16 protein-coding genes are annotated in these 12,690 nt (G+C 34.8%); 4 read left to right on the plus strand and 12 right to left on the minus strand.

Annotated features, from left to right (window positions below):
• Window positions 1-65: 65 nt before the first annotated feature.
• Window positions 66-686 carry a transcriptional repressor LexA gene (gene lexA, locus BM260_RS03005; protein WP_093534865.1) on the plus strand — a complete coding sequence of 207 codons (621 nt, stop codon included), beginning with the start codon at window positions 66-68 and terminating at the stop codon, window positions 684-686.
• A gap of 175 nt (window positions 687-861) precedes the next feature.
• Here lexA and BM260_RS18745 read toward each other — a convergent pair whose 3' ends face one another.
• Window positions 862-1,437 (minus strand): peptidoglycan DD-metalloendopeptidase family protein, encoded by a 576-nt coding sequence (locus BM260_RS18745; RefSeq protein WP_093534867.1) that lies wholly within the window; start codon window positions 1,435-1,437, stop codon window positions 862-864.
• Window positions 1,438-1,660: 223 nt separating this feature from the next.
• On the opposite strand from BM260_RS18745, the gene BM260_RS18345 reads away from it, so the two are divergent.
• A complete protein-coding gene (locus BM260_RS18345) occupies window positions 1,661-1,831 on the plus strand; it encodes a hypothetical protein (protein WP_175496172.1) in 171 nt (56 codons plus the stop codon).
• A gap of 681 nt (window positions 1,832-2,512) precedes the next feature.
• Here the strand turns inward: BM260_RS18345 and BM260_RS03015 are convergent.
• The 4 genes from BM260_RS03015 to BM260_RS18750 all read right to left on the minus strand — a co-directional run bounded on the left by BM260_RS03015 (window position 2,513) and on the right by BM260_RS18750 (window position 5,326).
• Window positions 2,513-3,259 carry a CPBP family intramembrane glutamic endopeptidase gene (locus BM260_RS03015; RefSeq protein WP_093534869.1) on the minus strand — a complete coding sequence of 249 codons (747 nt, stop codon included), beginning with the start codon at window positions 3,257-3,259 and terminating at the stop codon, window positions 2,513-2,515.
• 265 nt (window positions 3,260-3,524) lie between these two features.
• The gene (locus tag BM260_RS03020) at window positions 3,525-4,205 is read right to left on the minus strand and encodes a DDE-type integrase/transposase/recombinase (RefSeq protein ID WP_245762621.1); all 681 of its coding nucleotides are present in this window, start codon (window positions 4,203-4,205) and stop codon (window positions 3,525-3,527) included.
• Between the two features lie 9 nt (window positions 4,206-4,214).
• Complete coding sequence (locus BM260_RS03025) at window positions 4,215-4,412, minus strand: phage holin (protein ID WP_093534871.1); 198 nt, start codon at window positions 4,410-4,412, stop codon at window positions 4,215-4,217.
• A gap of 56 nt (window positions 4,413-4,468) precedes the next feature.
• Window positions 4,469-5,326: an STAS domain-containing protein gene (locus tag BM260_RS18750; RefSeq protein WP_093534873.1), complete on the minus strand. Its 858-nt coding sequence runs from the start codon at window positions 5,324-5,326 to the stop codon at window positions 4,469-4,471.
• Between the two features lie 307 nt (window positions 5,327-5,633).
• On the opposite strand from BM260_RS18750, the gene deoD reads away from it, so the two are divergent.
• Entirely contained in the window at window positions 5,634-6,344 is a 711-nt protein-coding gene (gene deoD / locus BM260_RS03035; protein WP_093534875.1) for a purine-nucleoside phosphorylase, read from the plus strand.
• A 336-nt stretch (window positions 6,345-6,680) separates the two neighbouring features.
• Complete coding sequence (locus BM260_RS18625) at window positions 6,681-6,812, plus strand: hypothetical protein (protein ID WP_245762622.1); 132 nt, start codon at window positions 6,681-6,683, stop codon at window positions 6,810-6,812.
• Between the two features lie 96 nt (window positions 6,813-6,908).
• On the opposite strand, the gene glnA is transcribed toward BM260_RS18625, so the two are convergent.
• From glnA to BM260_RS03075, 7 genes are all read right to left on the minus strand, one after another.
• On the minus strand, window positions 6,909-8,243 hold the full coding sequence (gene glnA / locus BM260_RS03045; protein ID WP_093534877.1) for a type I glutamate--ammonia ligase: 1,335 nt from the start codon (window positions 8,241-8,243) through the stop codon (window positions 6,909-6,911).
• A gap of 38 nt (window positions 8,244-8,281) precedes the next feature.
• Window positions 8,282-8,665, minus strand: coding sequence for a MerR family transcriptional regulator (locus BM260_RS03050; protein WP_093534879.1), 384 nt, complete (start codon window positions 8,663-8,665; stop codon window positions 8,282-8,284).
• A 136-nt stretch (window positions 8,666-8,801) separates the two neighbouring features.
• Complete coding sequence (locus BM260_RS03055; protein ID WP_093534881.1) at window positions 8,802-10,052, minus strand: methionine gamma-lyase family protein; 1,251 nt, start codon at window positions 10,050-10,052, stop codon at window positions 8,802-8,804.
• A gap of 153 nt (window positions 10,053-10,205) precedes the next feature.
• Complete coding sequence (locus BM260_RS03060; RefSeq protein WP_093534883.1) at window positions 10,206-10,505, minus strand: rhodanese-like domain-containing protein; 300 nt, start codon at window positions 10,503-10,505, stop codon at window positions 10,206-10,208.
• Window positions 10,506-10,579: 74 nt separating this feature from the next.
• A complete protein-coding gene (gene hfq / locus BM260_RS03065) occupies window positions 10,580-10,801 on the minus strand; it encodes an RNA chaperone Hfq (protein ID WP_093534885.1) in 222 nt (73 codons plus the stop codon).
• 63 nt (window positions 10,802-10,864) lie between these two features.
• The gene (gene miaA, locus BM260_RS03070) at window positions 10,865-11,785 is read right to left on the minus strand and encodes a tRNA (adenosine(37)-N6)-dimethylallyltransferase MiaA (protein ID WP_093534887.1); all 921 of its coding nucleotides are present in this window, start codon (window positions 11,783-11,785) and stop codon (window positions 10,865-10,867) included.
• Window positions 11,785-12,675, minus strand: coding sequence for an alpha/beta fold hydrolase (locus tag BM260_RS03075; RefSeq protein ID WP_093534889.1), 891 nt, complete (start codon window positions 12,673-12,675; stop codon window positions 11,785-11,787). Before BM260_RS03075 ends, miaA begins: the two co-directional genes overlap by 1 nt.
• Window positions 12,676-12,690: the final 15 nt, after the last annotated feature.

Raw genomic sequence — 12,690 nt, forward strand, 5'->3', positions numbered from 1 at the left:
TCCCCTGTTATACTATTAATAAGATAGAAAAGGATAGAGATAATTATTCAAAAAGAGGTGAACATATGAAAAAAGCATCTAAAAGACAAGAAGATATACTTGCTTTTATAAAAGAAGAAGTTCGTAAAAAAGGTTATCCACCATCCGTTAGAGAAATTGGAGAAGCTGTGGGCTTAGCATCTAGTTCAACTGTTCATGGACATTTAGCACGACTGGAAAGTAAAGGTTTAATCAGGAGAGATCCAACAAAACCACGCGCTATTGAGATTCTGGATGGCTTGGGCAGCGTTGCTGAAAAACACAATGTGGTTCATGTACCGTTGATCGGTAAAGTTACTGCTGGTATCCCTATTACAGCAATTGAAAATATAGAAGAATTCTTCCCACTTCCAGAAACATTTGGAACTGCAGATGATAATTTATTTATGTTAGAGATTATGGGTAATAGTATGATAGAGGCTGGGATCTTAAATGGTGACTATGTGGTTGTGAAACAACAGCAATCGGCAAATAATGGCGATATTGTAGTCGCAATGACTGATGAGGATGAAGCAACAGTTAAAAGATTCTTCAAAGAAAAGTCCTATTTCCGTCTGCAACCCGAAAACTCTTCTATGGAACCTATCATTGTAAATTCGGTTAGTATACTTGGAAAAGTAGTTGGAGTTTACCGTAACATTCAATAATTTTGTCGAACTTGACAATATAGACAAATAAACGTAAGATAACGAAGAGCCGATATCATATTTCAACGAAAAGTGGACATTTTCGTTGAAATCATCGAAAAACCCCTTTACCTTAATGGTTGAGGGGTTTTATTTTTATACATAAGTAATCAATAGACTTGGTAAACTAGTAATATTACTTCTTCTGGAGGGCAGCTAAAGTCTTTGTTCCGACTACCCCATCAACTGTTAAGCCCTTTTTCTTTTGAAAGTCTTTAATAGCGGAAATAGTTAATGGGCCTTCTATCCCGTCAATTATTAATTTATAACCTGCTGCATTTAAGAGTTTCTGAATTTCAGTGACATTTATTTCACTTATATACTTTAAAGGATTTACCGCATTTGGCTGACCTACCTCGTAAGATGGTATGTGAATTTCAAAGTGTAAGTGGATACCTGTACTATTTCCTGTACTCCCTTTAATACCAATTGGTTGTCCTTGTTTAACAGTTTGTCCAACTTTCACAGAAATAGTTTCTAGATGGGCATATAAGGTTTCATACTTCTTACCATTGAAAGTATGTGCAATCGTTATAGCATTTCCATAACCTCCAATAACTTTCGCTCTAGTAACGATGCCACTTGCAGATGCTTTTATAACGCGACTACCATCACTTCCAATGTCAACTCCTTTATGTAACTTAACATTGCTATTCTTGCGAGTTACTCCAAAACGAGATGTAATTCTTCCTTCGCTTGGTCTAATAAACAATATATAACCTCCCTTCTATTAATCAGTAGAGAACAATTCATCACACCAATTAATGCTCAAGTTTTATAAAGATATAGTCAATTTTCATCATCTTTTTCTAAAAAATTGTAAAAAAGATTAGAAATGCGTAAATTTGGGTATTAATATTTATAACTTAGCATATATTATATTAATAATATTATTTTATGCATACCTATATAACTATATAAAGGGGCAATAACTTATGAAACTAATTATAGAAGAACTCAAAAAGCTTATTAATGATTATTATAGATGCAATAACCACTATTTGAAAAAAGAAATTTTGATTGATATCAATTTGTTGAAAGATGCTTTAAGAATTTTAGAAAGAAGAAAGTTTGAAATTAATACAGAAAGCTCACTTGGTTATTAATCTAGTGGGCTTTTTTCCTTTCTTTTATACACGCTAATTTAGTGTAATCTTACTGCATAACATTATATCCTCAATTATTAATAGTTTTTCATCCTATTGCCACTTTTCCATCGGTATCTGGATATTCGGCAAACCGCGGTCGATATTTTGGATAACTCAAAGTACATAAATTATAAATTAGTCTTAAAAGAAAATTACAGTTCCCAAGATAACCATCCTTTTCTTGCCCTCCAGTTTAGGAGTAGAGTTATTTTTATTTTAATCATGATTTATACAAATCACTTCCATTTATACTAGTTTTGTTAGATAATAAGTAATAGTTAATATAACTTAAAGGGGAGCATATTTAACTATGATATTAATTTATAATGAATTGAATAATCTAATTGATGATTATTATAAATGTCCCTTCGCACATATTAAAGAACAAATCCTCATAGATATTAACCTTTTAACTGACGCTTTACTAATTGTTGATTCAGATTTTCAATATTAAATCCACTTTATCTATTCATTTCAGTTTTTGCTATGGGTATTAAACTTTATTTTAATATCTATTCAAATTTACTATATCCATAATAATGGATCATACATTTAAAAAAGCGTTGGAAGCTATTAGCTCCAACACTTTTCCTATTTATATATTTTCAAATATTACTCATGTTCCTATATACGTACAGATTATACGGGATTAGATGCGTTAAGTGATAAAGCATCCTGATTTTTATTCAGAGATAATGACAACCAAATAACAGTGACAGCTAAAATACTAATCACGATTGTGTCAAGAGTTGCGCTAGATCCTCCGCTTCCTAAAAATTGAATTAGATTATGAAGACTATGAAATAGAATTAGCGGGAAAATGTTGCCTGTTTTAATAAATAATTGTGCTAGTACAATACCAATTAGAAAAGAGTAAGCTAATTGTAATCCAGTTTGCCCCAAACTTTGTCCAGATAACAAGTTAAGCATGTGTGTGACAGAGAATAATATGCTCGAAGTCAGAATAGCTGGAAGAATACCTAGTGGTAGTAATATTTTTATCATTATTCCTCTATAAATACTTTCTTCCACAAAACCGATTAAAATAGCAAAACCAATATAGAAAATAATCGTTTCAATTGGCTGGGAACTAAACCCTTGAAGGCATAATACGATTAAAATAATCAGTAGTGGTAAATACAGTATCCAATTTGCTCTTTTCATTTCTCGTTTAAAGCCATAATAAGTCCACTTTCTCTTCCACGAAAAATAGAATAGTAAAAATAGCGCCGTTGGTATGAACGATATTAATATAGGGGTATTGTAACTTAATTGTTTAATCGTAGCGATTGCACCTGCTATAAAAACCACTAGTAAGAAACTGACTTCAATAAGTATGATACTTATTATAGGGTGTCTTTTAGAATAACTTAACTTATTATGCATTATACCTCTGTCCTCCTAATAATATCTTTTAACCAACTTAGGGCAAAATTAAAAAGAAACTGAAATTTCAAAAAATTACCTATATCAATCTATTCGAGATTTCTTACGCACATTCCTCCTTTTTAGTTTGAGGCCCTTTTTTAAAGTAATATTGATTCTCTTTCATTACCTTTTAACTCAGTAGATCGACCAAAAATAAATAAAAAAACACCGATCAAGTCAATAGGCACTGACAATACTTTTGAGACAGGAATAAAACACCCTATTATGCAACCAATTGACGGTATTGAACCGGTGATTGGTTGTTTAGTTTCGTTTGAATACGGATATTATTATAATAAGTAATGAATTCTTCGACGATTTGTATCACTCGCGCATTCGTTGTGCGGTAGATACCGTCGAGATAGAACGTTTCAGTCTTTAGCGTGGAGTGAAACGTTTCGATTGAGGAATTATCAGCTGGTGTGCCTTTGCGGGACATACTCATGATAATTCCTTTTTCTTTGACTGCTTTTTGATAAGCATAGGAGGTATAAACGGAACCTTGGTCACTATGCAGAATACACCCTTCGGGTAGCTCAGGCAATTGGTTAAGCGTGTCCAACACGAAATCGGTGTCTTGTTTAAATCCGATAGTTTGTGTCACAATTTCACCATTGTAGACATCGAGAATACTATAATTGTGGATGGACGTTCCTGGCGGAGCATTAGAAACGATACTCCCTTTTGAACCATATACTTTACCATTCCAAATATAATTCGGTCTACCTTGTCCATAAATATAGGCTTGGTCCTCATTCGAACGGAATCCAGATGATATTTGCATGTAAATACCTTCATTGTAACAACGCTTAATTAATTCAATTGTATATTCCTTCAAAGAAGGATGAACAGCTCCTATACGATTAACAGAACGATTTATTAATGTCTTTACTAATACAGTCATAATCTCACCTCATTTCTCTTTTGGTTTGTTATAAATTAAAGCTTGTTTACTATCAGACAATCCTTGTGTAATAGTATTTGCAACTACACCACTGGCAATTAAAACTAGTATAAAGGCATCCACATAGTTATTGTATTCAGCCAAATCTATTAGACCTGAGCTGTTAACTATTAAACCGATACCGATTTGTGCGGTATTTTCTCTCACTCCCCTTTAGATATATGGATAATTAAAAAGAACGCTCCTAATGGAACGTCCCCTTACTAATTGTTATTATGTTTTCTCATAGCTTGTTCAATACTTGAATAAGTTTTTATATCTCTAAAATCAATCCCTAGTTGTACGGTTGTTTGTGCAATACTTGGACGCACACCTGATAATGAAGTACTTACTCCAATTAATTTTAGCGCATTAATCATGTGAAAAAGCTGATGTGCAACCATTGTATCTACAATAGGAACCCCTAGCAAATCAATATATAAGTGATTGATTTGCAATTTAGAACATTGTTGCAGTGTTGATTCTAAAATTACTTTGGCTCTGTTTGTGTCAATTTCTCCAACTAGTGGTAACAAAGCTATGGTGCTATCTAATTTAATTACCGGCGCACTTAGTTCAATAATCATCTCTTGTTGGGATTTTAATCTTATTTTGGATTGTTCAATAAATTCATTAGTAAATTTGAGTATAACGTTATTGATTGTAGTCAATATAGCGTTTGTATACGCTATTATTTGTTTGCTTGAAAGTTCATTAGGATACTGATCCATAAATTCTTCGAGCAATTCCAAGTAAAGTTGTTGTTGCCTAAAAAATTCCCCTATTATTTCTGTAAGCGGAGTATGTTGGTGACCTTCATCATTAACAACCATTGTAATAAAATCATCAAAACTTTTTTCACATACTTCATCTGATTTATTAAACATTTCAACGAATTTTTCATGGAATAGATGGTTCTGTTGTTTAAGCAATTGTATCTCTTCTAGATTAGAAGTAGCATAAATTCCATTTTGATCTTTGTTTAGACTCTCATACCATCTTTCTGTTAATTGCCATGTTTTACTTTTAAGAAAATCATACAACTTTTGATTTCTGTCCAATTGATTTCCTACTTTCGTCATAAATTCACGATTATAGCATTCAAAATATTACTATTTTGATAGTACCATAGAAAAAATAAACAGACACTTTTTAAGAATTTATAATCTATACAAATTCAGATGGAGTGACCATGATTGTTGATCTATAATTTCCCTCGACCTTACTTAGTCCAACTCTTTCGGGCCCCTTTTCGGCTTGTTTCGCCGGACATTATTCATATAACCTTGACCGTGACAATTACTCGACAATATAATGTAAGTTAGACCACTATACAGGCAACTGATTTTAAGTGGTCTGTCTTAAATACGAAATGGAGAGAGATATCACATGACAACAGCACATAATACTGCAAAATTTGAAGATATTGCAAAAACAGTTTTAATGCCAGGAGATCCTTTGCGTGCGAAATATATTGCAGAAACATATTTAGAAAATCCAGTTCAGTTTAATAGTGTACGTAACATGTTTGGTTATACAGGAAGTTATAAAGGAAAACAAATATCCGTAATGGGATCTGGGATGGGAATGGCAAGTATAGGTATTTATTCTTACGAGTTATTTAAGTTCTATGATGTAGAAAATATTATTCGAGTAGGTAGTGCAGGTGCTTATACAGATGAACTTAACATTCATGATATTGTTCTTGTAGATAGTGCATGGAGTGAATCAACATTTGCAAAGGTTCAAGCTGGGGTAGAAAATGATATCCAACTTCCTAACGAGTTATTAACGAAGAAAATTGAAGATGCTGCAAATCGCATCCACACTCCTATTGTTAAAGGTAGAGTACATTCAAGTGATGTATTTTATCATGAAGATAATGTTCCAAATCATGTTGATTTTTATAATGACCATAATTGTATTTGTACAGAAATGGAAAGCTATGCATTATTCCATAACGCACGAATATTAGGGAAAAAAGCAGCGAGTATACTAACTATCTCAGATTCTTTAGTAACCCACGAGGAAATTAGTGCTGAAGAAAGGCAAACATCATTAAATAATATGATGAAAATTGCTTTAGAGGCTTGTTTGTAAAATATAGAAACAGGAGATGCAATAAATACTTTAGTATTTATGTGCATCTCCTGTGCTATCTCCAAAATGGTTTTGAATAAATGATATCTAATCAATCGTTCATTAACTAAATTAAAAGTAGGCTACATTTAAAGTAAATTGAGTTGCATAGGCAACTCTTTTTTCTTGAAGTAAAGCACCGGTTAGTCACGATTTTGAATCTTTTTTTGTGTCGTGATAATGGTACACCTCTACCTAAGTCTACCCTTTTAATGCTTTTAAAGAATGCTTAGAGGAAATTGGGAATATCTCTCTAGACACACACATGCAGTTTTGTTATTGGAAGCTGGTACTGATATGAAGTTTGTACAGGAACAACTGGGCCACGGTTCTATACAAAATACATCGGACGAATATGCACATGTTTCCAAGAAGATTGCTGCACGTTCTATAGATAAATTTGATGAGTACATGAAAGAAATTGAATAATTTCATGCTAGAAATGTGGTATTATTTAAAATACTTACCACGAACCTATAACAAATAAAAAAGCGTTGGGAGCATAGTGCCCCAACGCTTTTACTATTAATACATTTTCAAGTATTGCTCACGTTCCCATGGGTGTACAGTCGTACGGAACATATCCCATTCGATTTCTTTCGCTTCTACAAAGTTAGCGTAGATATGCTCACCAAGTGCTCCGCGAATAATTTCATTCTTACCTAATTCTTGTACAGCAGCATGTAAAGTTGGAGGTAGATTATGAATACCATTTTCAATACGTTCCTCTTCTGTCATCACGTAAATATTACGGTCTACTGCTGGTGGAGGAGTTAGTTTATTTTTGATACCATCTAATCCTGCTTGTAGAATTACTGCCATTGCAAGATATGGATTTGCTGCAGGATCTACTGAACGAACTTCAATACGTGTACTTACACCTCTTGAAGAAGGAATTCGGATTAAAGGACTTCTATTTTGTCCTGACCAAGCTACATAACAAGGTGCTTCGTATCCAGGAACGAGACGTTTATACGAGTTAACTAACGGGTTTGTAATCGCTGTAAAGCTTTGTACATGCTTCAGTACTCCAGCCATAAATTGCATAGCTGTTTCACTTAAGCCAATTTCAGCTGATTCATCATAGAATGCATTGTTTTTCCCTTTAAATAGAGATACGTTAAAGTGCATTCCTGAACCATTTACACCAAATAGTGGTTTTGGCATGAATGTCGCATGCAATCCGTGTTTACGTGCAATTGTTTTAACAACCAGTTTGAACGTTTGAATATTATCACATGCTGTCACTGCATCAGCATATTTAAAGTCAATTTCATGTTGACCTGGAGCAACCTCATGATGAGATGCTTCAATTTCAAAGCCCATTTCCTCAAGTTCTAAAACGATATCACGGCGGCAGTTTTCACCCAAATCCATAGGTGCTAAGTCAAAGTAACCACCATGGTCATTCAGTTCAAGTGTTGGCTCTCCCGCCGCATCTAATTTGAATAGGAAAAATTCAGGTTCAGGTCCTAAGTTAAAGCTTGTAAATCCTAACTCTTCCATTTCCTTCAAGACACGTTTTAAATTATTACGAGGATCTCCTGCAAATGGAGTTCCGTCTGCTTTATTTACATCACAGATTAAACGAGCTACTTTCCCTTTGCCCGTAATCCACGGGAATACTACCCATGTATCTAAATCTGGTACTAAGTACATATCTGATTCTTCAATTCGTACAAATCCTTCAATAGAAGATCCGTCGAACATCATTTTATTGTCAAGAGCTTTATCGAGCTGACCCACTGGAATTTCTACGTTTTTAATCGTACCTAGTATGTCTGTAAACTGAAGACGAATAAAATTCACCTCATGTTCTTGAACGAACTTTTTAATATCCTCTTTTGTATACTTGCTCATTATTTCACTCTCCTATTTAAGTTATATATGAACCTCGATTATCTGAAAAATCGAGATAGGTCCCCTTGTCGTAAAGAAGCTCTTTGTTGCCTTTGAGCTAAATGCATTTCTTCTTTTACAATCGCACGTAGTTCTCTGTCCGAAATCACTTGTCGAACATCTTTCGTAGTAATTGGACTATTCTTCATTTCAAAGATTTGTTTAATCCCAGCGATATTAACTCCTGTTTTTAGTAGATCCTTAATCTCTAAAAGTATATCTATATCATCCAATGAAAACATGCGTTGTTTACCTTCCGTCCGTGCAGGGTGAACCAGTTCTTGCTCTTCATAGTAACGAATTTGTCTAGCAGTCAAACCAGTCAGCTGCATAACAATATTCATCGAAAGTAATGGCATCGAGCGTCTCCATTCCTTTTCCATCACTGCACCTCCTAGTAGGTTATAAGATTATTATATGTTATGTTAGCTAACATGTCAACATCATGTCAGGAAAACTAACAACTATTTTTCAGAAAATTAAAACCACTTCCTTTTAATCGGAAATGGCTTCACTTTACTATCTGTTTAACGTTTGTACGGCCCCTAAAATAGCATATTTCACATGTTCATATGTTAATCCACCTTGGATAAACGCTGTATAAGGAGGACGAATCGGTCCATCAGCTGTTAACTCCATACTAGAACCTTGTACAAATGTACCTGCCGCCATTATGACATCATCTGCATAACCAGGCATATAAGCCGGTTCAGGCATAAATTGAGCATTTACCGGAGAATGCATTTGTATTGCTTTGCAAAATTGAATCATTTGTTCAGCATTTTGAAAAGAGACCGATTGTATTAAATCGGTGCGCGGCTCTGCAAAATGGGGTTCCGTGTTCATTCCTACCTCCTCTAAAAGAGCTGAAGTGAAGATAGCTCCTTTGACTGCCTGAGATACGACATGTGGGGCAAGGAAGAATCCTTGATACATATCCATTAGTGCATGTAAAGAAGCGCCTGCTTCCGCTCCTATACCAGGAGAAGTCATACGGTATGCACATTTAGTGACAAATTCTTCTTTACCCGCTATATAGCCACCAATTTTCGCTAGCCCACCACCTGGGTTTTTAATCAGAGAACCAGCCATTAGATCTACCCCTACATCTGTAGGTTCCAACTCTTCTACAAATTCTCCATAACAATTGTCTACGAAAATTACTGCATCCTCTTTTATACTTCTAATTTCGATAACCATTTGCTTAATCTGATCTATTGTAAACGAAGGACGTACCGCATAGCCCTTCGAACGTTGAATAGCAATTACCTTAGTATTGCTTTTTACAGCATTTTTTACAGCATCCCAATTGATGTCCCCAGTTTCCAGTAAATCTATATGATTATACGATATACCAAAGTCGGCTAAAGACCCTGTATCCTCTTCTCCACCACTTACGATCGATTGTAACGTGTCGTAAGGTTTACCGGTTATATATAGCAATTCGTCCTGTGGTCTTAAGACGCCGAACAAACTAATAGAAATAGCATGTGTACCTGAAATAATTTGAGGGCGAACAAGCGCAGCTTCTGAACCAAATGTCGTTGCATACACTTTTTCTAATGTATCTCGTCCCTCATCATCATAGCCATATCCAAAGGATGGGTGAAAATGATGATCACTAACACCATGTGTCTTAAAGGCTTGAATTACTTTTTGTTGATTTAAAAAGGCAGTTTTTTCTACAAGCTTTTGATATGGCGCTACTTTGGATTCTACCTTCTCAGCAAGCTCTAATATTTCCTTCGATAAAGTTGTTGTAAATGTCATGTTATATTCTCCTAATATTTATATTACAAATAGAAAAGACTAATCTCATAAATGAAATTAGCCCTTAGTTATTATCAAATATACCTTGGCCTATTTGAGCCCAGACTTTATCGAGCTCTATCGATAAAGACCACTGTAATTTGATAAGTTAAGTTAGAACTGTAACTCGCCGTCCCAGTCCATCATACCACCAGCAATGTTCGTAACCTCATATCCGTTTTCCTCTAAAATCTCACAGGCCATTGCACTACGGCCACCCGCTTTACAAACTATGTAATGAGGAACTGATTTGTCGAGTTGATCCATGCTGTTTTCGATTTGACCTAAAGCGATATGTTTAGCTCCAGGAATAATCCCAGTTGCCACTTCATCACTTTCACGTACATCTATGACACTGATTTGCTCACCAGCATCTAATTTTTCTAAAAGTTGTTCTGTTGTAATAACATTCATTTTAAACTCTCCGCTTCTGTGATTTCTTCTATAAAATCATAATGGGAGCATAGCTATCTGTCAAACAATCCATATTATTCTTCTGTCAGTTTAACTGGTTTTGAAGGAGCAAATGTGGAAATTGCATGTTTGTAGATTAACTGTTGCTTGCCATCTGATTCAAACAGGACAGTGAAATTATCGTATGACTTAACTAACCCTTTTAGTTGGAAACCATTTAACAAAAATACTGTTACAAAAATGTCGTTTTTTCTAAGTTGATTTAAATATAAATCCTGAATATTTGTAGGTTTCATCCCAATACCCCCATTATACAATTTGCATGTTTAAACACACTACTATGTTAATATTCGCTTTTTTTATTCTTTTTCCTGCATAAACTCATTAATTTCTTTCAATATTTTTTTTGCATCCGTGAAAGGATTAAACCAATTAATAGCCATTTTGTTTCGGAAATAGGTTAGTTGCCTTTTTGCATACCTTCTCGAGTTTTGCTTTAATTGTTCTATTGCATCTTCGATGGAAACATCTCCGTCCAAATAAGCATATATTTCTTTATAGCCAATTGCCTGGATGGATTGCACATCTCTGATCCCTTTACTATGGAGCATTTTCACTTCTTCTAGAAGGCCATTTTCCAACATTATATCTACTCGCTGATTGATACGATTATATAATTGCTCCCGATCTATGGACAGGCCAATAATATAATGATGATATACTTTCTCATGGCCTTGGTTTTGCTCTATAGCATTCTTTTGTTTCCCTGTAAGCTCTACTCGTTCAATTGCCCGAATTACCCGTTGGACGTTATTCGGATGTATTTCCATTGCTGCTTCTGGATCCAGAGAATGCAAAAGGTCAAATAGATCATCAGGAGACATTTTTTCTAATTCGGCGAGTCTGTTTTCATCGCGATCCGGTTGTTCCGTAAATCTAAAGTCAAACAGAACCGACTGAATATATAGACCAGTTCCTCCTACTATTATCGGAAGTTTACCTCTTGCTGTAATTTCTTCAATTTTTCCTCGAACGAGGCTTTGGTACTCCGCTACAGAGAAACTCTCTTCTGGACTTTTAATATCTAGAAGATGATGAGGAATTCCCTCCATTTCTTCTTTTGTAACTTTTGCAGTTCCAATATCAAGCTCACGGTACACCTGCATAGAGTCGCCATTAATAATTTCTCCATTAAATGCTTTAGCCAATTCAATACTTAAAGCTGTTTTCCCAACAGCAGTTGGCCCGACTATAGCAATTACGTTTGTTCTATTTAGCATTATTCCAACATCCAATTTACAATTATTTCATATGTTTGAAGTTTGTTTACCTCTTTTAGTATTTCATGCCTTGCATCCTCTACCAAATGGACAGTAACTTTAGACATTCCGACTTTTTTATAGCCCTTTGCGACTTTAAATAAATCCTTGCCATCCTTACCAACAGGGTCCTTGATACCACTAATAATTAAAACAGGTAAATCTTTTTTTATATGATTATTTTTTTTGTCATCGTGGATTATTCTTAAGCCATCAAATAGGTCTATATAAAATCGGTTCGATGGTACGAAACCACATAGTGGATCTTCTATATATTTTTGCACTTCTGTTTCATCAGTTGTAAGCCAGTCAAATGGCGTCTTCGTATCTTGAATTTGTTTATTAAATCCTCCGAATGCCATACCATTTATCAAAGTCCCTTCAGATTTTGGGCTTTTAGCAGCGGATACAAGCTGAGCGACCACTTTACCGATTTCACCCATAACTCCAGGACTAAAAGTAGTACCTGAAAGGACCACTTTAGTTAATGAGTCGCTATACTTTTGCATATATCTACGAGCTACAAACGACCCCATACTATGGCCAAATAGAATGAGCGGCATATCACCCAAATCCTCTCGCACATGCAATAACACTTCCCGAACATCTTCTGTTACACGCTCGAATCCTAACTTATCTGCAAAATAGCCAAATTCACCGTTTTTTTCAGCAGTTATGCCATGACCACGATGATCATGACCAGTAACGACAAAACCTTTACTCATTAAAAATGTTGCGAATTCATCATAACGACCGATATGCTCTACCATTCCATGCAGAAGATGGATATGAGCTATTGGGGGTATATCAGGGGAAAACTTCACAATATGAATAAGATGATTATCTGACATTTTGCCTTCTAAGAT

The organism is Psychrobacillus psychrotolerans (assembly GCF_900115805.1).
GTDB lineage: Bacteria > Bacillota > Bacilli > Bacillales_A > Planococcaceae > Psychrobacillus > Psychrobacillus psychrotolerans.

What these genes read in the sequence shown, in the direction of transcription:
- BM260_RS03050 (WP_093534879.1), bottom strand. Translation starts at nt 8,665, where the DNA reads ATGGAAAAGGAATGGAGACGCTCGATGCCATTACTTTCGATGAATATT.
- BM260_RS03020 (WP_245762621.1), bottom strand. Translation starts at nt 4,205, where the DNA reads ATGACTGTATTAGTAAAGACATTAATAAATCGTTCTGTTAATCGTATA.
- hfq (WP_093534885.1), bottom strand. Translation starts at nt 10,801, where the DNA reads ATGAAACCTACAAATATTCAGGATTTATATTTAAATCAACTTAGAAAA.
- BM260_RS03015 (WP_093534869.1), bottom strand. Translation starts at nt 3,259, where the DNA reads ATGCATAATAAGTTAAGTTATTCTAAAAGACACCCTATAATAAGTATC.
- BM260_RS03055 (WP_093534881.1), bottom strand. Translation starts at nt 10,052, where the DNA reads ATGACATTTACAACAACTTTATCGAAGGAAATATTAGAGCTTGCTGAG.
- BM260_RS03075 (WP_093534889.1), bottom strand. Translation starts at nt 12,675, where the DNA reads ATGTCAGATAATCATCTTATTCATATTGTGAAGTTTTCCCCTGATATA.
- BM260_RS03060 (WP_093534883.1), bottom strand. Translation starts at nt 10,505, where the DNA reads ATGAATGTTATTACAACAGAACAACTTTTAGAAAAATTAGATGCTGGT.
- BM260_RS18345 (WP_175496172.1), top strand. Translation starts at nt 1,661, where the DNA reads ATGAAACTAATTATAGAAGAACTCAAAAAGCTTATTAATGATTATTAT.
- BM260_RS18625 (WP_245762622.1), top strand. Translation starts at nt 6,681, where the DNA reads ATGAAGTTTGTACAGGAACAACTGGGCCACGGTTCTATACAAAATACA.
- lexA (WP_093534865.1), top strand. Translation starts at nt 66, where the DNA reads ATGAAAAAAGCATCTAAAAGACAAGAAGATATACTTGCTTTTATAAAA.
- deoD (WP_093534875.1), top strand. Translation starts at nt 5,634, where the DNA reads ATGACAACAGCACATAATACTGCAAAATTTGAAGATATTGCAAAAACA.
- glnA (WP_093534877.1), bottom strand. Translation starts at nt 8,243, where the DNA reads ATGAGCAAGTATACAAAAGAGGATATTAAAAAGTTCGTTCAAGAACAT.
- miaA (WP_093534887.1), bottom strand. Translation starts at nt 11,785, where the DNA reads ATGCTAAATAGAACAAACGTAATTGCTATAGTCGGGCCAACTGCTGTT.
- BM260_RS18750 (WP_093534873.1), bottom strand. Translation starts at nt 5,326, where the DNA reads ATGACGAAAGTAGGAAATCAATTGGACAGAAATCAAAAGTTGTATGAT.